We start from the raw sequence: 19,376 nt of genomic DNA on the forward strand, positions 1-19,376 counted from the left end.
AAAAGCTCCTTACCTATTTTTAAAAGTGTAAAATTTGCTCTACAACACGTGCTGCACTGCGGGCACCATCCTCATGGAAACCCCAGCCCCAATACGCTCCACAAAATGAAGTTCTGTTTTGTCCGTTAATTTCTTGCCAACGAGATTGAGTTTGAATCGCTTTAGTATCAAACACAGGATGACGATATTGGCGTTCAACCAAGATGTCTTCGGCTTTAATTTTCATATTCGGATTTAAAGTAGAAAAAACTTGAGTATTGCAGGGTAAATTCTGCAAATTATTCATCCAGTAGGTAAAACCATAATGTATGTCGGACTCATTGCTTTGAACTTGCAATGTTGGCGTTACATGTACATGCCAACTTGCCCATTGCAAACGGCTTTTAGGCATAATTGAAGTGTCACGGTGAACCACCATGTGATTATCTTGATAGCTAAATTGACTTAGTATTTCTCGTTCAAGAGATGAAGCATCTTTAATTAAACTTAGGCTATCGTCCGCATGGCTTGCGAAAATCACCCAGTCATATTCGGCTTGCCCTTCAGTCGTTTCGATAAACACGGTTTCTTGTGAACGGCTCACACCTTTTACTTCTGCAAACTTCCACTCAATGGATGGACAGTTTTGTTGAATAGCATGTATATAACTTGCTGAACCGTGTTTGACTGTTTGCCATTGTGGCCGCTCTTTTAGCTGTAGCATGCGGTGATGCTGAAAAAAGCTCACGACAAATCGATATGGAATCTGACCTACCTGCTCAACCGGAGCCGACCATAATGCCCCGCACATCGGATAAAGATGCTCATAACGGAACTCATGGCTATATTTGTGTAGGTCTAAATAGTCTTCAATAGATAAATTAGGGTCAAAATCTGCTACATCAATATTTTTATTATCATCATAAAAACGCAGCAGATCTGAGAGCATTTGTAGAAATTTACGGTTTAGAAAGTTCTGTGGACGTGCAAAGAGCGACCATTTTTTTGAGGGGTTATATTGAAGCCCACTGACCAGATTATTCACCGAAAAACTCATGTCGCTGCTTTGAGTTTCAACTCCCAAATTTTTAAGCATGTCGGTAAATAAGGGATAGTTGTAGTCATTAAACACAATAAAACCACTATCTACCGAAACTTTAGAACCCTCTATATCCAACTCATGAGTGTCAGTATGACCACCAAAATAGTTATTTTTTTCATATACGGTAACTTGATGTTGTTTTGACAATTTCCATGCAGCATAAAGTCCCGATATACCCGAACCCACAATGGCAATTTTCATAACACTTCCCCATTTTCAATTTTTTCTATCGGTAGATCTTTAATCTTTTTATATTGATAGACCTTCGCTGGTACTGGCTTTAGCCCCCACACCAAACCAAATAAAGACATCAGTTTGAGCAAATAAAAGGTGATATCAATCTGCCACCAATAAAAACCTTGACGCACACTACCCGCGTAAAAGTGATGGTTGTTGTGCCATCCCTCACCTAGGGTAATCAAAGAAAGTAGGAAGTTATTACGGCTATCATCTGGGGTATTAAACTCTCGTGAACCATAACGATGCGCGAGTGAATTAATACATAAGGTTGCATGCGTTAATAGAACGGTAGAAATCACAAATCCCCACACCAAAAGCTGTAAACCATTAGTTCCCAGCTCAGGGAAATGTTGCGCAAGCCACGAACCAAAACCATAAATTGCCAAAGCTGTAAAAATCACAATAGGCAAACTAAATCGGTCAAGCCAAATCAGCTCAGGATATTTCAACCAGTCTTTAATCACTTTTTTTCGAATAGCAAAATTCTGCTCATTCAAAAACCAGCCTACATGGGAATACCAAAAGCCTGCTTTCGCTGAATGCGGGTCCTGATCGGTGTCGGTAAAGTGATGGTGATAACGGTGATGCGCTGCCCACCATAACGGTCCACGCTGTGCACTCATGGTTCCAATGAGTATAAAAATGAACTGGACAATACGTGATGTTTGAAAAGTTTTATGTGAAAGATAGCGGTGAAAAAAAGCAGTAATTGCAAACATGCGAAGAAAGTAAAACCCCAGCATGAAGACAACTGCAAACCAAGATACGCCCACCCAAAACACAGCTAAACAAGCGATATGCAATAAAATAAAAGGAATTATTCTTAACCATTGAATTTTCTTTTCAATGACATATTCGCTAGAAGTACCCACTTGCGCATTTTCTGAATCTGACCAGCTATCGATCCAGCGCAGAAAAAATTTAGACATTGATTCTTCCTGATCTAAAGCATTTCTTTTGGTTCTAATTTAGAAAATGCGCAATGAATTTTATGTGAAGTTCACACGATTAAGAGATAAATATAAGAATCTACATAACCAGCAACGTCACTATTTAGACTGTGTTGTCTTAACAAGTTTAGAAACATCGTAGCCATAGCTTTTTGCGGTTTGCAGATAAGACTGATATGTCGCTTCATCAATTTGAGGACTACGAGAAAGAATCCATAAATATTTCTGACTTGGGCCACCCACTAAAGCGACCTGATAATCTTGGTCAACTCTTAAAACCCAATAATCGCCTTTTGTAAAAGGAATCCATCTTAGGCCTGAAGGCAAAAAGCTCACTTTTAATTTACTGTTGCCCTCATTTTGCGAATAGGCCACACCTTCAGATGAAATCATTTTGCCATCTTTGTTGGTACAACTATTTAAAACACCAACGGTTTTGTCCGCGTTAATGGAATAGTTTGCAGTTGTATTGGCTACACAATTACGCTGAAAAAACATAGGTAAATGCGCAATCTCATACCACTTACCTGCGTATTTATTAATATCAATAGATTCAACAGCGACTGGTTTCGTATTTGTGTCAGCAAAGGTGCTCAAAGGAAGCGTTAAGCTAACCGCTGCAAGACTGCTGCTGATGACAAGTGACTTAAATAATAATTTCATAACGACCCTCTTCTATTTATTTCATATGTTTAAACATACGCCAGAGGGTTGTGAACAAAGTGTGAATTTTAAAAATTAAAGAACATTAATAAGGATTTAATTGTATTTCTTTGGAACATCTGCAATTGGAAAATCAAGCTCAAAACATACGCCATCGAGCGTGTTATAAACCCGATATAGGCCATGATGTAGATCCATAATTGAAGCGACAATCGATAACCCTAATCCACCTGTCTGGTTCTCATCACTTCGACTTGAGTGGCATTGGTAAAATCTTTCAAAAAGATGCTCAAGTTGATGGTCAGCAATTGAAATACCACCTGTTACAACAGTCAGGCTCACCCATTGCGTATGCTCAATCATCTTATGTCTAGTGGCAATATAAATAGATCGCTTATCACCACCATGTACCAGCGCATTTAAAATGAGATTGTAGACTGCTCTTTGAAATAACTCAGGATCTGCAAATAAGGTTTGAGCTTCTAAGTTAAAACTAAAATAACACTCTTGTTCCTCGGCCTGATATTCAAAAATCTGGCATAGCCCATCTATAACATCTTGGACGTTTATTTCTTGTTTGTTTACAAGAACCATTTTCTGATCGGCTCTTGCTAAAAAAAGCATGCTATCAATCATGCGTTTTAATCTGTGGTAATCATCCAAATGAGACACCAGCAAATCTTCATATTGCTCAACTGAGCGTTCGCCAGTTAAAGCAATCTCGGTTTGCCCAATCAGATTATTTAAAGGCGTACGGAACTCATGAGCAATATCCTCAGAAAAACGGTTGAGCTGTGTATAACCCTTTTCAATACGCTCCAGCATGTGATTTATATCTTTTGAAAGTAGCTCAACTTCTAAAGGTGAATTTGAGAGGTTTAATCGTTTCTGTAGCTGATTTACGTTAATAGAATGAGTTTGCTTGCGAAGCTGTTGTAGCGACCTTAAACCTAGGTGACACGCTAAAATGCAAAGCACAAAGATTGCAAACACGCCTCCTACCACATACATCAAGAGACTTTCTTGAAAAGGTAAAAGAATATTGATGCGTTCCGACCACTGTTTACCTGCAATGAGCAGATAAGGCTCGTCATTAATTTTTATGCTTTTCCATGCAATTCGCGTTGGATATGGGTTGTTAGCTAAATCTTGAAATTGAAGACTGTTGCGCTGTGCAAGTTGAGGTAAGTGAATATGGAGCGGGTTAATATTAATTAAAGCTTTGTCTTTATGAATAAGCAGAAACAAATTGTCTTGGTTGCCGAGCATGTTTTGGTACAGCTTTGGCCGCGCAATGATTTGCTCTACATTTTCGCTATCCTGTAGTAAAATTTCCAAACGGTTAATTCTGTCTGCTAAAGCTTTATCTTGTTGCTTTAATAAAATTTGGTTAATGCCTAAATAGGTCATAAAGCCGACTGAACATAAAATTAAGGCAGAACAAAGTGTGACCAGTAATGTAATACGGACTTCAAGAGAACGCAGAAATTTAAAGTTCATAAGCTAACCGAAATTTTATAGCCCAAGCCACGGATGGTATGAATGAGTTTTAATTCATATCCTTCATCAATTTTGCTTCGTAAACGGCGTACAGCGACATCAATAAAGTTGGTATCGGTGTCAAAGTTAATATTCCACACTTCGGAACCAATTTGCCTGCGCGTCACGATTTGCTCTTTATTGATCAATAGATAGCGCAATAAATTAAATTCGGTTTTGCTCAGTTCAATTAAGTTGCCATTACGCCATACTTTATGTCCGACCAAATCCATTTTTAAATCACTGATAGACAGCTCATTTTCTTGCAGATATTGCTGTCTTCTTAACAGGCTTTTAATACGTGCCAACAATTCAATATAAGAAAAAGGTTTAGCCAAGTAATCGTCTGCACCCAACTCTAAACCTTTGACTCTATCCATCACCTGATCTTTTGCCGTTAAGAAAATAACCGGAATTTTTGAAAACTGGCGTAGTACTTGTAATACGCTCCAACCGTCTATGTCAGGCAACATCACATCAAGAATAAGCAAGTCGTATTGATCTCTCTTTAGCATTTCCAAACCTTGAAGTCCTAAATGAACACACTCCGCTTGATATCCAGATTCTTTTAATCCTTTGACCAAATAAGTGGCAATTTTGATCTCGTCTTCAATAATAAGGATACGCATTTTGTAGAGACTCATTTGAAAGATGACAACTTTGTAATGGGATTGTCATGCTTGAAATTAAGCAATTTGTTTAAGATTTTCAAAGCAACATAGAGGCAATCATTATGAACAAATTGAAATGGCTGATGTTAGCAGCCGTGCTATTCGGTAATAGTACTTTTGCACAGCCCCCTGCTTTGAATCAAGTTTATTCGTTAGATCTTAAAACTGCGCACCTACTAGCGGACAGTGCTAAAGAGGCATGCAAAAAATTAAATCAAAACATTGCAGTGGTTGTTGTTGACCGTGGTGGTAACCCTTTAACTGCCGAACGGCATGAGTTGGTTGGTCCACATAATTTAATTGCTGCTGAAAAAAAGGCCTATACAGCACTATCTACAAAAACATCGACCTTGGTTTTAAGCCAAAACAGTAACCAAAACCCCGATGCAAAAAATTTAACCACACTGGCAAATTTATTGTTGTTAGGAGGCGGTTTACCTGTTCGTTTTGAGAACCAAGTGATCGGAGCGATTGGTGTTGCAGGTGCTGGCGGCGCACAAAATGACAATCAATGTGCAAGCAAAGCCATTGAAACCATTTTTCATTCATAAGGAGTTCACCATGACTAAATCATTTATTGCTTTATCTTCTTTATTTGTTGCTTCGGCTACGTTTGCACAAACTAATCCGCTAAGTGTGCATGTGTTAAATCTAGAAACGGGGTTGCCCTCTTCTCAGGTTGAAGTCGTTTTAGAAAAAAATACCAATAACCAGTGGGTTAAACTCAACCAGCAAGTGACCGATTCAAATGGTCGTATCACTGCGCTCTATCCAGAAAATAAAAAATTAGAGCAAGGTGTTTATAAGGTTACTTTTAAAACTGAAGACTGGTTCAAAAAGAATAAACAACAAACTTTTTTTGCCGAAGTACCTGTAATTTTTAAAGTCGATGGAAGCGTAAATCACTACCATATTCCTCTACTACTTAGCCCTTATGGCTATTCAACCTATCGAGGTAATTAAAATAAAAACCCCTTTATCTGTTTTGCACAAATAAAGGGGTTAATTCAAAGCGATTCGTTTTACGAACAAACCCCATTGCTAATCACCGATTTTTTGTTTGAATCTAGCGCCACAATTGAAGAAGAAACCGTATTAATAATTTGGGTCATCGCCTCACTTGATGCACTTACAATGGCTTCCATTTTTTTAGCTTTTTGATCAATCGGCTGTTTAAAAGCAATTCTACAGTTGAGCTGAGCTCCTCTATTAGTGATTACTTTTGCATTAGCTGACTCTAATTGAGTAGGCGGTATTTGACGCTTCACCACCCAAGACACAGCAATATTAATATTGCTGTGATCTACAATATCAAAATGAGAAAAGTCTGTAGAAACTCGATATAAAGGCTGATTGTTTCCAGCAAGCCCACTGCTATAACTGTCAATTGCGCCTAGCTTTTGTTGTAAACCCGCCGACAAGGTATCGCGTAATTGCGTACCCATGGTCGATGTCCACCGCTCATTGTTTAGCACCGTAGACTTACCACTACTGTCTTGGAGCACCAAAGGCGCACGGTCTAATCGGTCTGGAATCCCGACTGGCAACACCTCAATCACCTGCACAGTTGAGCTAGTGACCGGAGTGACTTTAGGTGTAAGCGTATAGTAGTTTGGCGTTGGCGAACTCGAACATGCTGTCATGGCAACTGCCGTTAAAAACAAGCCACTCCCAAGCAGCCATTTGGCTGCTTTAGGATGTTGAAAAGATAGATGGTTTTTATTTTTCATCATCGGTCTCTGGTGTCTTACCACGAATAATTGATTCAGGGTGTTGTTCAATATAGTCTGACATTAACTGTAAAGAGGCAGCGGCACGTGTCATTTGCTGCAATGCTTTGCGTACGTCTTGTTGCAACGGCGCATCGCTCGACAAAATAGACTCAGATGATCTTACAGTTTTACGAACATCGTCTAAAGTTGCTTGTAAACCAGGTGCAACTTTACCGTCTAACTGTTTAACCAGCTTGTCGGTAGACTCAATCGCTGTGTTCATATTGTTAAGCGTTTTACGCACATCTTGGCCAATTTCAACTAACGGGAATTTCGTTAACTTGTCTGCAATCTGAGAAACCTGTGCTTGTAAGCCACTCAGTTCAGTTGGCGTTGTCGGAATCACCACACGGTTATCACCTAGAATCTGTAACGTAGCTGGTTTGGCTTTAGGGAACTTATCTAGGGCAATATAGTTTTGTCCAGTAAGAAGGTTGCCTGTTCGCATTTGAGCACGCCATCCATGTTCAATAAAATCTTTAAAAATTTCACTGTTCGGGTTAAGTGCCTGACCATTTTCAACTCGTGAAGGATAGATGACTGCCTCAACACGCATACGAATCTGTTTATAGTGGTCATAAAACTCGGCATTTACTGATTTAACATTACCAATTTCAATACCCATGAAATCAATTGGTGCACCGACAGTAAGCCCGCGTAATGAATGATCAAAATACATAATCACACCACGAGGTTGCCCATCAGGCTCTTTTAATGCATCACCTTTTGAATCCCAAAGATTAAAGCGACTATGATTCGCCGCTGTAGTAGCACGCGAGCTTTCAGGGATTCCAAAAGCAATACCACCTGCGACAATACTTGCCAGCGATTGAGTATCTAAATTAAAGCCCGAAGCATTTAAGGTCACATCAATCCCACTCGCCTGCCAAAAACGTGCATCGGTGGTTACAAACTTGTCATACGGCGCACGGATAAACGTTTGTAGTTCAACATTTTTACCGTCATCGGACAATTTATAGGCTGTAATTTGCCCTACATTAATTCGACGATAATAAATTGGAGAACCTATATCTAACGAACCAAGATCATCTGCATTTAAGAAAAATACTTTTCCGGGAACATCTGAAGATATGACTGGCGGCACTTCTAATCCAGTAAATTCAAACTTATCTTCTGCTGATTTACCGCCATCCACTTCAATATATGAACCTGACAATAAGGTGTCTATTCCTGAAACTCCACTCGTCCCAATACGTGGTCGCACAACCCAAAATCGTGAATCTTTTGCTGCAAAGTTACTCGCACCTTTACGCAAATCAATTCTGGCAATAACGTGTGAACGATCATCTGAAAGATCAATCTGCCGTACTACACCAATATCCACCTGTTTATAACGGACTGTTGTTTTACCAGCGACTAACCCTTCAGCCGTTCTAAAAGACACATCAATTGTAGGGCCATGAGACAATAGCGCTTTTACAGCTAATGAAAGCGCGATTAAAAGCGCGATCAATGGAATAAGCCAAATTAATAAAGGCTTCCACCGACTCTTCTTTTCTTGGGGCTCTGGTAAATCATTCATGCTATCCAGTTCAACATCTGCATTGCGATGATCTGAGTTACCAGTGGTTATTTCATTTTCAGACATACTCATTGTTCTTTTATTGACTGGGATTAATAGAATCATTATTCAAAGGCGAATGTTCTGCCTGAATAATCGTTGTTTTTTCAGAAGCAACAGAAGACGGTTTGTTTGTATTTTGAGATGCATAAAAATTATCCCAAATAATACGTGGGTCAAAACTAAGTGATGCGAACATGGTTAACACCACAACTGCGCCAAAAGCAATCGAACCTGGCCCAGCTAAAATCGTAGCAAGCGATTGAATCTGAATGAGGGCTGTTAAAAGTGCCACCACAAAGACATCAATCATTGACCAGCGTCCAATAAACTCGACAATTCGATATAATTTAACGCATTGCTCGGGTAAAAATTTCCAACCTGCCGATTTCTGTAGATATACAGCAAATAATAAAAAATACAAAATCAGCAGTTTCAACATGGGAATAAAAATACTGGCCATGAAAATAACGACTGAAACCAGATAGTCTCCACTTTGCCAGAAGTAAATGACCCCACTCATGATCGTATCTTGCTGACTGCCCAAAAGTGAGTCAGTCACCGTCATGGGAAGTACATTGGCTGGAATATAGAGAATTGTTGCAGCTACTACTAAGGCAAAGGTTCGATTTAAACTCGCTGGTTTACGTGAATGCAGCACGCTATTACACCGAATACAACGTAAAACTTGATGGCTTTTATCTCGTCGTCTTTTTCCATTTTGAGCAGAATTTACGACCCCACAGCAATGACACACAATTAATGAGAGATCTTTAGCTCGTGGATATTGAGTTAAGTTCACACCAGTATTTACGGTTTTTTCTGAGGTCACATTTTTTATTGTTTTCATGGCAGTGACCTATCAATTTCGTTCCATATATCACTTACCTTTATGGAAGTAATATAGACCAACAATACACTTAAGATCGCAAATGCCCATAAAGCAATTTCGGGAATCACCAATACCATTCCCATTAACTTCACAAGCGTGACCAAAATTCCGATTAAGAACACCTCAACCATTCCCCACACTCTCATAAAGAAAAGTGTGCGTAAGGCCATCACCAAAAACGTTGGCCTCTTTTTCAATATACTCACTGTACCGAGCACATAGCTAAGTAATAAAAGATAGGAAAGCGGCACAATAAAAGTGGTAATTAAGATGAGTACACCAACGAATGCCCGATCAAAGTGAAACATCACCCAGACTGCCCCTAGTAAAGTAGTCTCGGAAGTATTTCCTTGTAATTCAATTTTTACGATGGGAAAACTATTGGCAAGAATAAATACAATTAAGGCAGTTAAAATCAAAGCTAACAACGTTGAAAAAGGTTTGGTGTGCCGATAAAGTTCTGCACCACAGCAAACACAATAAGCTCTTTTTCCATAAGCAAGCGGAGCTCTACGATAGACTGTATCGCACTCCTCACAACCTGCTAATTCTTTAAGCTTCATAGTGATACTCTGAAATTTATAGTTTGATTACATTCTTCAACGAGCTTGTTTTACCTAAAAACAATGACTCCTAACACGCAAATATCATTCCAAAAATTTAACTTATAGCATTGGTATATCAACATTCAAGTTAAGAAAGATAGAAGAAAAATGAAAATTTTGATTATTTTACTGCTACCCAAAATAATTTATAGAGAATCTCTTTGCTACCAAGTTAAATGAAAATACAAATTAAACCAAAGACTATCTAATTAAATTCAACTTTTTAGACAGATAAATTATTGAAGATGCTGTTCAATATATTTTTGAAATTGCTGAACAATATAACCAGATTCTAATTTTGAACTAGAATATAGCCCAAACGATAAAGATTTAAGTAGAGGTAATTCAGTACTTTTTAAGATCTTGATATCTGAAGGTATTTGAAACAATGATCTTAAACTGATTCCAATGCCTGCACGTACCGCAGGCCACAAAGCTTGAACAGAATTGCACTCATAGGCAATGTGCCACTCCAAGCCCTTCTCTTCAAACGCCTGAATTGCCATTTGTCTTAAAATACAAGGCTGCTGTAATACAACCAATGGAATCGAAGTTCCAGTTTCAAGAATCTGCTGGATGTGTGGATGAGAGCAAAATAACCACTCTGTATCTACATTCTGCAATTCATAAAAATTTTCACGGGCTTCATCTTGTTGCCAGATAAGCGCTAAATCCAGCTCTTGTTTTTGTACTTTTTCTAATAAATTAAGATTTCGATCGACCTGAATTTGAAACTGAACTTTAGGATATTGCAACATAAACTGAGCTATTAATTGTTGGAGCGTGCCTTCAGCAAAATCTTCTTGTAATCCAAAGCGAATAACCCCTGTCGCTTGAGTCTGATGAAGTTGTAAAAGTACCCTATCATTCATTGCCAACACACTTTTTGCATGGCTAAATAATAATTCACCGCTCGGCGTTAACTCTAACAATCTTCCGTTTTTTCTTAATAATTGGCACCCAGTCTGATGCTCTAATTTTTTTAATTGAGCACTAATTGCAGCTGGAGAACGACATAAGTTTTGAGCAGCCAAATAAAAACTGCCTAGCTCTATACCTTTTACAAATGCCCGTAAGGCATCTAAATCAAGGTTAGTAGGTACTTTCGCATAATCATTCATAAAAACTGAACCATAGGTTCAAAAAGTTTTGATTTTTTAAAATATAACAAACTGCCATAGTCACTACAACATCCCCCAACGCAGAGTTTTAAGATGTTTAGAAAAATTGATATCAACAATTTAGAAACTGTCGCTCCCAAACTTTATGAGCTCGGCAAAGATTATTTGTTTGCAGATATCTGGCAAAGACCAATCCTTGATACTCAAACACGCTGTTTCATTACAATCTCGGCGCTCATTTTGCAGGGGCGCTATTCACAGCTCGAATGGCATATCAAAAATGCCCTAAGCCAAGGGATCTCTAAGGAACAAATTATTGAGGTTACTACCCATCTTGCTTTCTATGCAGGACTACCCACCGCTATTTCAGCACTTGAACATATGCCAGAGGAGATATGGTCATGCCCATGATTCGTTTTACAACCAGCTATCCATATACCGATTTAGAAAAAGCGCAAATATCTAAAGTTGTGCAAACTTGTATGGAAAACTATTTCGATACGCCTAAAAATGATTGTTTTCATATTTTTGAACAAATACCGCAAGGACAGGTTTTTGTTGACTCTCATTATTGGGTTAAAACCGCACGTACTGAAAAGTTCATCTTGCTTTATATCACCTCAGGCAAGCCCCGATCGGCGCAACAAAAAACAGATTTAATGCTGCATGTTACAGCACAGCTTAAACAGAATTTTGATGTCCCAGAACAAGATGTCATGTTTGTGATTGTGCAAAATAGTGCAGAAGATTGGTGTTTTGGGCATGCACAGCGCGCCGATCTTTATTTGAAAACAATAGCTTCAACAGCGTAATTTCAAAATAAAAATAACCCTAACTATTTATTTTTTAGGGTTATCACATTATATGTAAAATTTTAATGACAAAGAGAATGTTTAATTAACTTCAATATTCACAAAGACAAAAACCTCTTTTTCACATTTTATTTAAAATAAAAAACATTATAAAGAAATAATTAACAATTAGAACACCGCCATAATTATGAGACCCAATTAACAAAAAAATTATTTTAAGTAAATTAATTTCCAGTTTAGCTCAATTATAAAAATTATATTCAGAATAAAATAATAAATTGATTAATATCAATAGATTAATAAATCATTAACATTATTGATTACCAGACATTCTTTATATTATTGTAATAAAATTTTACTTTATATTAAAAAACAAAAGTTGATTTAATCACTCAGAATTACTGATACACATGGGATCACAAGCAATTTAAGCACATTATTTTTATAATTAAATTCAAGAAAAGCACCAGTCTTGAAGGTTTGCTTAAGTAATTTTCATATAGTATTTTAAAAATGAAAAATAAATAAATTTATATATTAAAGATAGATTTAATAATAAAAGTGAGATCAAAATGATTGAATGGTTACAAAGTGTCTTAAAGCACAGCCCCGAAATATTATTGTTCTTATCACTCGCAATAGGCTTCTGGATTGGACAGTTTCAATTTGGAAAATTTCAGTTTGGCGGAGTCGCAGGCTCCTTACTCGTCGCAGTTATTTTAAGTCTTATTGGCGTACCTGTTGATAACGGCGTTAAAGCAATTTTATTTGCCCTCTTCATTTACGCGGTAGGCTTTGAAAGTGGTCCTCAGTTTTTTAAATCGCTGGGGCCACAGTCCATAAAAGAAATTCTTTTAGCAGTGTTCATGGCGGTTTGTGGTTTAGTGACCGTCTTAGTGATGGCTAAAATTTTTCACCTCGATAAAGGCTTGGCTGCGGGTCTCGCTGCTGGCGGCATGACTCAATCTGCCATTATTGGTACTGCTGGAGATGCAATTTCTAGGCTCGATCTACCACTGGCTGAAATTCAGAGGCTTCAGGCAAATGTCGCGATTGGCTATGCAGTGACCTACATTTTTGGTTCATTGGGAGCGATCATTGTTTGTGTGAATATCTTGCCTAAATTTATGGGTAAAGAAATCCACGACGATGCTTTAAAAGCTCAAAGTGAACGACTCAAAGGTGCTTTTGAACTCGCACCCGGTCAAGAACTTGCGATGCCGGAAATTGTTGGCCGTATTTATAAAGTCAAACAAGCCGATGGACACACGATTGCGGAAATTGAAGCAAAACAGCCGAGTATTACGATTGAACGGTTAAAACGTAAAGATCAGTTTATTGATGTTGCACCCGAACTAACCTTACAAACTGATGATGTCGTATTACTGGTTGGGCGCCGTGCCAATGTAGTTTCAGTTGCCGAGCAAATCGGGAGCGAATTACAGTCATCGCAAGGTATGGAAATGATTATGGATACCAGCGATGTCATCCTAAGAAATTCCAAATATCTTAACCGTACTTTAGGAGACATTAAAGCCAATACGCCTGCTTATTTGAAGCACGGTATTTATGTACTTGCGATTAAACATAACGATGAATCACAACCGTTAAGCGATGATACTCTTTTACGACAAGGTGATGTGGTCACTGTATACGGTACAAAAAGCGATCTCGAACGTTTAGTGAAAGAGGCTGGTAAAGCCTTACCTGAAAGCTTAAAAACGGACTGGATTTTTCATGGTGCAGGCCTTGTGGTCGGTTTAGTGATTGGTCTTTTCGTAATTCGTTTAGGTGATGTGCCATTAACACTCGGAGCAGGTGGCGGAGCTTTACTATCAGGTCTTCTATTTGGCTGGATACGAAGCAGAAATCAGGTACATGGCAATATGCCTCTAGCCGCTTCACAGCTTCTTAAAGATTTAGGTCTGGCAGGATTCGTTGCTGCCGTCGGCTTACAATCAGGTTTACAAGCCATTCAAACCATTAAAGAAAGTGGCCTTTCACTCTTTATGATTGGAGTTGTCGTAACACTGGTTCCTCTCCTACTTTCTATGCTCTTTGCACGTTATGTTCTGCGTTATAACAACGTTGCAGTGATGGCAGGGGCGCTATCGGGTTCACGCAGTGCAAACCCTGCATTTGGGGCAATCTTAGATAAAGCAGGAAACTCAATTCCGACTGTTCCTTTTGCAATCACCTATGCCTTGGCAAATGTGTTCTTGACCTTACTCGGACCACTCATCATAGGCTTGGCCTGATTTTATACATTGAATTAGAAATTTTATTCATCTCACTATAATTAAGGAGACGTCCCATGGGGAAAGTCGATTATTCTAAATATGCAAAACTCAGCCCATTTGAACTAAAAGATAATTTAATAGAGTTAGCTCAAAGCAGAACTGACAGAATGATGTTAAATGCTGGGCGAGGTAATCCAAACTTTCTCGCAACCGTTCCTCGTAGAGCATTCTTTCAATTGGGTTTGTTTTCGGCGACCGAATCTGAGTTTTCATTTTCTTACATGCCAGAAGGTCTAGGTGGCTTCCCTCGCCCCGTTGGACTCCAGTCACGATTTGATAATTTTATTTTGGAAAACCGTGACAAACCCGGCGTCGTCTTTTTAGGCAAAGCCGTGTCTTATGTGCGAGATCAGTTAGGTTTAGACCCAGATCTTTTTCTGCTTGAAATGGTTGAAGGCATTTTAGGGTGTAATTATCCTGTACCAGACCGTATGCTCAGAGTGAGTGAAACGATTATTAAAGAGTACGTCTTACGAGAAATGGGCGTACAAGGCATGCAGAAAAAAGATTTAGACTTGTTTGCGGTTGAAGGTGGAACAGCAGCAATGGCCTATATCTTTAACTCATTAAAAGAAAATAAAATTATTAAAAACGGTGACCGTATTGCAATTGGTAGCCCAATTTTTACGCCATATCTGGAAATTCCAAAACTCAATGATTATCAACTTGAAGAAGTACTCATTGAGGCCGACCCTAAACTCGGTTGGCAATATCCAGAATCGGAACTCAGAAAGTTAGAAGATCCATCGATTAAAGCATTCTTTTTAGTGAATCCAAGTAATCCGCCATCTGTAAAAATGAGTGATGAAGGGCTTGCGATTTTGGAAGATATCGTTAAAAAACGTCCTGATCTGATTATTTTAACAGATGACGTTTACGGTACTTTTGCCGACAACTTCAAATCGCTTTTCGCAATCTGTCCAGATAACACAATTTTGGTTTACTCATTCTCTAAATACTTCGGTGCTACCGGTTGGCGACTTGGTGTCATTGCACTTTCAAATAACAATGTGCTTGATAAACAAATTGCGAACTTATCGAAAAAAGAGAAGAAAGAACTTGAAGAGCGCTATTCATCTTTAACGACTGACCCTGCAAGCATTAAATTTATTGATCGTTTAGTTGCAGATAGCCGTAATGTTGCTTTAAACCATACTGCTGGTCTGTCTACACCACAGCAAGTTCAAATGGTTTTATTTGCATTGTTTAATCTGATGGACTCACGCCAAAGCTATAAAAAAGCGGTCAAGTCTGTTGTACGTGAACGTGATGCAGCACTTTATCGACAACTTGGCGTCGATGTTCCAACCGATCCAAATGCCGTGGACTACTACACTCTAGTCAACCTTGAAAACACCTCACGTACTCTCTATGGAGATGAGTTTGCGGACTGGGTAATGAAAAATAAAAATCCGACCGAACTTTTATTTAGAGTTGCTGATGAAACAGGTGTGGTTTTATTACCGGGTTCTGGCTTCGGTGTCCAGCACCCTTCTGCCCGTGCATCATTAGCTAACCTAAATGAATATCAATATGCTGCTATTGGTGACTCTTTAAGACGCTTTGCGGATGAAGCTTATGCAGAGTATTTAAAAACCAAAAAAGGAAAATAAGCACCTATATAAAGTGAGGCTCTAGTAGCCTCACTTTATATAAGCTAGACCTAAGGCACCATAGTCAAAAAATAATTTAGTAATCTATCTCGGTCATCTACCTGATTTTCCCCTAAAAGCTGAACCATAGCGCCATCAATCACAAATAAAAACAGATGAGCATCTTCAATTGAAGCCGTAACTTTTAGCGTTAGAAGTAGTTTATAAATTTCTTGAATTAGCCAATTTCGATAGTCAATTACGACCTTATAGGCGGTTGGATAAAGCTTTTCAATTTCAAAAATGGCTTTAAATGGCAAATGGTAAAAGCCCTCTAAATCTGCATGTAAATAGAAAATTTTCTTGAGCTTATCGAACAACATGAGTTCACGATATGAATGGATAATTGAAAACACCTCGTCTTTTAATGCATCTTTTTGAAAAGTTAGGCACATCTCGATGAGCTTTTCTTTGGAGTGAAAATCATTATAAAAAGTGGATTTGGAAATTCTGGCTTCAGCAATAATTCGGTCGACACCTACATTATGAAAACCATGTTGATTAAATAGATCTCTTGCCGCGTGGAGCACTCTTAATGCTCTAAATGAATTTTCTAAATTTGGCATAAATATTCTGCTCAAAGATAATTTTTTGTTGTATATAAAAGAGATAGAAAGGCCTTCACTCTTAAAATGAGTGCTAAAAACAGGCATGCGAAAGCTGCACAAAAAGGATGCGCTAACCTATCTCAAACTTTATTGTTGATATGATTTTTTAGTCGTAACGATCTAAAGGTTAAACCTATAAATGTTTAAACCGTTTTAAAGACCATTTAAGCGGTATGGATAGAGAGAGCTTGGCAAAGGCCAAAAAATAAGAAGAAATAGTACGCATGAGCGAACTCCTATATGCATAAAATTTCTGCCAATCACTGCTAAATGATGGTGGCAGAACGAAAGGGGGTTAGCAGACTGGGCATATAGAACCAGCACGCACAAGGCGTCCCCCTTCCGTCCTACCGCTACGAAGGGGGACGAACGAGTTCGCCACCAAAAAATTGCTTTTTTGATGTGCTATACGCTCTCGGTCTGCTAAAACCGGCTAGCAATGTAGGCCAGCAGGCAAAGGATAGTGCTCTACCCTATTACAGTCAAGCATGCAAAATGACATTTGTTTTAAAATAGATCATTAAAAAGTAAGGATAAATAATGAATAACTTATTGTTAAATTAGGTTTATAAAATACTTATCAATCGTTACATAAGTATTGAAACACCCTAGGTCGGTTACCTTGGTAAAGATGAATTATTCCTATTTCTACAGCGCGGAAAACTGAAGAACAGATACAACAATTTCTTGATTATTTAGAGTTAATCCCAGAAGCAAAGAAGTTCGATTAATCAAAACCTAATATAAATCCACTTCATTATATTTGGAGTGTTGCCCCAACATTGAAATTATGGTGAAAATTAAAGGCAAGTTGAGATTTTGTATATGAAAAGTAAAAAATTTGCTCTCTTAAATTCAAAAAATAGCGCTTAACTTTTACGCTAATATCATGTCTTTTATCAATTTTTCTATAAAAAATTTTCCCTATAATTCAGTTTTACCACTAAGTAAAGTTATGTAACTTTATCCATACAATTTCTTCACAATTTAAAACCTTAACATAAACAAACAATTAAAAATATTTTGCTATCTTATTGATCATTAAGAGGACACCTCTTAATTTCCTTTTCTTGAATAACTCATCGTTATTCTGCCTCTTTATTCTGCAATTTTTTAATTCAGTATTTAAAACCGTATATGTTCACTTTAAATACTGAGATTCAATTCTTAGGCTAAATATGCGCACATCTGAAAAACAAGTAAAACCTATTGAGATTGATGATATCAATATCATCGAGAACGAAAAAACCAAAAAAGCGATTACTGCGGCTGCATTAGGTAATGCAATTGAGTGGTTTGATTTCGGTGTTTATGGTTATGTGGCATACGTTCTCGGTAAAGTATTTTTCCCAAATGCTTCACCAAGCGTGCAAATGATTGCCGCACTTGCTACATTTTCAGTTCCTTTTATTTTTCGCCCATTAGGTGGTGTTTACTTTGGACATTTAGGTGATAAATACGGGCGTCAAAAAGTTCTTGCCATTACTATCATTATTATGTCCATCAGTACCTTTGGTATTGGCCTTATTCCATCTTATGAAACAATCGGTTTATGGGCACCTATTCTTTTACTCATTGTAAAAATTGTACAAGGCTTCTCTATTGGGGGCGAATATTCAGGTGCTGCGATTTTTGTCGCTGAATATTCTCCAGACCGAAAACGTGGTTTTATGGGAAGCTGGCTTGATTTTGGATCGATAGCGGGCTTTGTACTTGGTGCTGCAACCGTCGCTTTGATCACACACGCCGTGGGGGAAGCAAGCTTTGCCGAGTGGGGTTGGCGTATTCCCTTCTTTCTTGCTCTACCACTGGGCATAATCGGTTTATATTTACGAAACCGCCTTGAAGAAACCCCTGTGTATCAACAGCATGCAGAGCAACAAGCACTAAAAAGCAAACCTCAAAAATTTAGTTTCAAAGAAATTTTTGTTAAACATAAGCGTAGTTTATTGGTGTGCATTGGTCTAGTAATCAGCACTAACGTCACTTACTACATGTTGCTAACTTATTTACCAAGCTATTTTTCGCATAACTTAGGCTATTCAGAAGCACATGGTGCACTTATTATCATTGCCGTTATGGTTGGGATGTTATTTGTACAACCCGTGATTGGTTATTTGAGTGATAAGTTTGGTCGCCGCCCATTTATTTTTATTGGAAGCTTTTCCCTTGTTTTCTTGGCATATCCTGCTTTTGTATTACTTAACTCTGGGGTAAGTTATCAAATTTTTATAGGCTTACTGATTCTTGCTTTATCCCTCAATATGTCTATCGGAGTGATGGCATCAACTTTACCCGCCCTATTTCCAACTGAAATCCGTTATAGCGCTTTAGGCATTGCCTTTAATTTCTCAGTCGTTATTGCTGGTTTAACCCCAACTATTACCGCAACTCTGGTTGAAACTACCCATAATCTGATGGTTCCGGCCTATTACTTGATGATTTGTGGTGTGGTGGGTATTGCTACTGCAATATATTTGAAGGAAACAGCCAATAAGCCTTTAATTGGTGGCGTGCCTATTGCCCATAACATAGAGGAAGCGCAGGAGTTACTTGAAGAATTTCATGAAACTATTGAGCAAAAAATTGAAAATATTGATCAGAGAATTGAAGAGCTTCAGCAAAAACGTCAAAAGCTTGCAGATAAACACCCTGATATAGCCTGATTGAAGCAAAGTTCTTTCATAAAAGTAGCGACTTTAGTGTCGCTATTTTTTTAATTTGTTTTTCATTTAATTAGATACTTTAACTAATCATTAATTAAGCTGAATTATAGTTCTGCTAAACATTTAAAAAAATTTATTTTAAGATGCATATTTAACTGTATTTTTTATTTATTACAGGGCAGCATATTGCTGATTTTGATGGTTTTAAATAAATGATAGTAG

General features: G+C 38.0%; 18 protein-coding genes and 1 pseudogene. 8 read left to right on the plus strand and 11 right to left on the minus strand.

Features of this window, described 5'->3' with window-relative positions; all coding sequences use genetic code 11:
- Positions 1–19: 19 nt before the first annotated feature.
- The 5 genes from ACPF64_RS16370 to ACPF64_RS16390 form a co-directional block, all read right to left on the minus strand.
- Positions 20–1,282, minus strand: a complete 1,263-nt coding sequence (locus tag ACPF64_RS16370) for an NAD(P)/FAD-dependent oxidoreductase (protein WP_426454572.1) — start codon at positions 1,280–1,282, stop codon at positions 20–22.
- Positions 1,279–2,250, minus strand: a complete 972-nt coding sequence (locus tag ACPF64_RS16375; protein ID WP_426454574.1) for an acyl-CoA desaturase — start codon at positions 2,248–2,250, stop codon at positions 1,279–1,281. The genes ACPF64_RS16370 and ACPF64_RS16375 overlap by 4 nt, the downstream gene beginning before the upstream one ends.
- A gap of 120 nt (positions 2,251–2,370) precedes the next feature.
- Complete coding sequence (locus ACPF64_RS16380; RefSeq protein ID WP_004643384.1) at positions 2,371–2,934, minus strand: lipocalin family protein; 564 nt, start codon at positions 2,932–2,934, stop codon at positions 2,371–2,373.
- Positions 2,935–3,030: 96 nt separating this feature from the next.
- Entirely contained in the window at positions 3,031–4,434 is a 1,404-nt protein-coding gene (locus ACPF64_RS16385) for a heavy metal sensor histidine kinase (RefSeq protein ID WP_426454577.1), read from the minus strand.
- Positions 4,431–5,102, minus strand: coding sequence for a heavy metal response regulator transcription factor (locus ACPF64_RS16390; protein ID WP_045125699.1), 672 nt, complete (start codon positions 5,100–5,102; stop codon positions 4,431–4,433). The genes ACPF64_RS16385 and ACPF64_RS16390 overlap by 4 nt, the downstream gene beginning before the upstream one ends.
- A 125-nt stretch (positions 5,103–5,227) precedes the next feature.
- On the opposite strand from ACPF64_RS16390, the gene ACPF64_RS16395 reads away from it, so the two are divergent.
- Together ACPF64_RS16395 and uraH are read left to right on the plus strand one after the other, a co-directional pair.
- Positions 5,228–5,695: a GlcG/HbpS family heme-binding protein gene (locus ACPF64_RS16395; RefSeq protein WP_426456164.1), complete on the plus strand. Its 468-nt coding sequence runs from the start codon at positions 5,228–5,230 to the stop codon at positions 5,693–5,695.
- A gap of 10 nt (positions 5,696–5,705) precedes the next feature.
- Positions 5,706–6,107, plus strand: coding sequence for a hydroxyisourate hydrolase (gene uraH / locus ACPF64_RS16400; protein ID WP_151743222.1), 402 nt, complete (start codon positions 5,706–5,708; stop codon positions 6,105–6,107).
- A 59-nt stretch (positions 6,108–6,166) separates the two neighbouring features.
- Here uraH and ACPF64_RS16405 read toward each other — a convergent pair whose 3' ends face one another.
- The 5 genes from ACPF64_RS16405 to ACPF64_RS16425 form a co-directional block, all read right to left on the minus strand.
- Positions 6,167–6,874, minus strand: coding sequence for a PqiC family protein (locus tag ACPF64_RS16405; protein WP_426456165.1), 708 nt, complete (start codon positions 6,872–6,874; stop codon positions 6,167–6,169).
- Positions 6,864–8,531, minus strand: a complete 1,668-nt coding sequence (locus ACPF64_RS16410) for an intermembrane transport protein PqiB (protein WP_416658399.1) — start codon at positions 8,529–8,531, stop codon at positions 6,864–6,866. The genes ACPF64_RS16405 and ACPF64_RS16410 overlap by 11 nt, the downstream gene beginning before the upstream one ends.
- Before the next feature lie 7 nt (positions 8,532–8,538).
- Positions 8,539–9,348 (minus strand): paraquat-inducible protein A, encoded by an 810-nt coding sequence (locus ACPF64_RS16415; RefSeq protein WP_426454580.1) that lies wholly within the window; start codon positions 9,346–9,348, stop codon positions 8,539–8,541.
- Complete coding sequence (locus ACPF64_RS16420) at positions 9,345–9,953, minus strand: paraquat-inducible protein A (RefSeq protein WP_045430345.1); 609 nt, start codon at positions 9,951–9,953, stop codon at positions 9,345–9,347. Before ACPF64_RS16420 ends, ACPF64_RS16415 begins: the two co-directional genes overlap by 4 nt.
- A 278-nt stretch (positions 9,954–10,231) precedes the next feature.
- Entirely contained in the window at positions 10,232–11,116 is an 885-nt protein-coding gene (locus tag ACPF64_RS16425) for a LysR substrate-binding domain-containing protein (protein WP_426454583.1), read from the minus strand.
- 93 nt (positions 11,117–11,209) lie between these two features.
- Between ACPF64_RS16425 and ACPF64_RS16430 the strand changes: the two genes are divergently transcribed.
- The 4 genes from ACPF64_RS16430 to ACPF64_RS16445 all read left to right on the plus strand — a co-directional run bounded on the left by ACPF64_RS16430 (position 11,210) and on the right by ACPF64_RS16445 (position 15,841).
- On the plus strand, positions 11,210–11,527 hold the full coding sequence (locus tag ACPF64_RS16430) for a carboxymuconolactone decarboxylase family protein (RefSeq protein ID WP_004643395.1): 318 nt from the start codon (positions 11,210–11,212) through the stop codon (positions 11,525–11,527).
- Positions 11,518–11,928 (plus strand): tautomerase family protein, encoded by a 411-nt coding sequence (locus ACPF64_RS16435; protein ID WP_426454585.1) that lies wholly within the window; start codon positions 11,518–11,520, stop codon positions 11,926–11,928. The genes ACPF64_RS16430 and ACPF64_RS16435 overlap by 10 nt, the downstream gene beginning before the upstream one ends.
- 572 nt (positions 11,929–12,500) lie before the next feature.
- Entirely contained in the window at positions 12,501–14,186 is a 1,686-nt protein-coding gene (aspT, locus tag ACPF64_RS16440; protein ID WP_426454587.1) for an aspartate-alanine antiporter, read from the plus strand.
- Positions 14,187–14,242: 56 nt separating this feature from the next.
- Positions 14,243–15,841 (plus strand): bifunctional aspartate transaminase/aspartate 4-decarboxylase, encoded by a 1,599-nt coding sequence (locus tag ACPF64_RS16445; protein ID WP_045430334.1) that lies wholly within the window; start codon positions 14,243–14,245, stop codon positions 15,839–15,841.
- A gap of 50 nt (positions 15,842–15,891) precedes the next feature.
- Here the strand turns inward: ACPF64_RS16445 and ACPF64_RS16450 are convergent, their stop codons facing one another.
- Positions 15,892–16,446, minus strand: a complete 555-nt coding sequence (locus ACPF64_RS16450) for a TetR/AcrR family transcriptional regulator (protein ID WP_426454590.1) — start codon at positions 16,444–16,446, stop codon at positions 15,892–15,894.
- Between the two features lie 636 nt (positions 16,447–17,082).
- Here ACPF64_RS16450 and ACPF64_RS16455 point away from each other — a divergent pair.
- Both ACPF64_RS16455 and proP read left to right on the plus strand, forming a co-directional pair.
- A pseudogene (locus tag ACPF64_RS16455) lies at positions 17,083–17,219 on the plus strand (ADP-ribose pyrophosphatase); the annotation flags it as partial.
- Positions 17,220–17,666: 447 nt separating this feature from the next.
- A complete protein-coding gene (gene proP / locus ACPF64_RS16460) occupies positions 17,667–19,154 on the plus strand; it encodes a glycine betaine/L-proline transporter ProP (protein WP_004643398.1) in 1,488 nt (495 codons plus the stop codon).
- Positions 19,155–19,376 lie beyond the last annotated feature (222 nt).

The organism is Acinetobacter sp. KB005 (genome assembly GCF_049949095.1).
Lineage (GTDB): Bacteria > Pseudomonadota > Gammaproteobacteria > Pseudomonadales > Moraxellaceae > Acinetobacter > Acinetobacter calcoaceticus.

Coding starts and splice junctions, on each gene's coding strand:
- ACPF64_RS16370 (WP_426454572.1), bottom strand. CDS start 1,282: ATGAAAATTGCCATTGTGGGTTCGGGTATATCGGGACTTTATGCTGCA.
- ACPF64_RS16375 (WP_426454574.1), bottom strand. CDS start 2,250: ATGTCTAAATTTTTTCTGCGCTGGATCGATAGCTGGTCAGATTCAGAA.
- ACPF64_RS16380 (WP_004643384.1), bottom strand. CDS start 2,934: ATGAAATTATTATTTAAGTCACTTGTCATCAGCAGCAGTCTTGCAGCG.
- ACPF64_RS16385 (WP_426454577.1), bottom strand. CDS start 4,434: ATGAACTTTAAATTTCTGCGTTCTCTTGAAGTCCGTATTACATTACTG.
- ACPF64_RS16390 (WP_045125699.1), bottom strand. CDS start 5,102: ATGCGTATCCTTATTATTGAAGACGAGATCAAAATTGCCACTTATTTG.
- ACPF64_RS16395 (WP_426456164.1), top strand. CDS start 5,228: ATGTTAGCAGCCGTGCTATTCGGTAATAGTACTTTTGCACAGCCCCCT.
- uraH (WP_151743222.1), top strand. CDS start 5,706: ATGACTAAATCATTTATTGCTTTATCTTCTTTATTTGTTGCTTCGGCT.
- ACPF64_RS16405 (WP_426456165.1), bottom strand. CDS start 6,874: ATGAAAAATAAAAACCATCTATCTTTTCAACATCCTAAAGCAGCCAAA.
- ACPF64_RS16410 (WP_416658399.1), bottom strand. CDS start 8,531: ATGAGTATGTCTGAAAATGAAATAACCACTGGTAACTCAGATCATCGC.
- ACPF64_RS16415 (WP_426454580.1), bottom strand. CDS start 9,348: ATGAAAACAATAAAAAATGTGACCTCAGAAAAAACCGTAAATACTGGT.
- ACPF64_RS16420 (WP_045430345.1), bottom strand. CDS start 9,953: ATGAAGCTTAAAGAATTAGCAGGTTGTGAGGAGTGCGATACAGTCTAT.
- ACPF64_RS16425 (WP_426454583.1), bottom strand. CDS start 11,116: ATGAATGATTATGCGAAAGTACCTACTAACCTTGATTTAGATGCCTTA.
- ACPF64_RS16430 (WP_004643395.1), top strand. CDS start 11,210: ATGTTTAGAAAAATTGATATCAACAATTTAGAAACTGTCGCTCCCAAA.
- ACPF64_RS16435 (WP_426454585.1), top strand. CDS start 11,518: ATGCCCATGATTCGTTTTACAACCAGCTATCCATATACCGATTTAGAA.
- aspT (WP_426454587.1), top strand. CDS start 12,501: ATGATTGAATGGTTACAAAGTGTCTTAAAGCACAGCCCCGAAATATTA.
- ACPF64_RS16445 (WP_045430334.1), top strand. CDS start 14,243: ATGGGGAAAGTCGATTATTCTAAATATGCAAAACTCAGCCCATTTGAA.
- ACPF64_RS16450 (WP_426454590.1), bottom strand. CDS start 16,446: ATGCCAAATTTAGAAAATTCATTTAGAGCATTAAGAGTGCTCCACGCG.
- proP (WP_004643398.1), top strand. CDS start 17,667: ATGCGCACATCTGAAAAACAAGTAAAACCTATTGAGATTGATGATATC.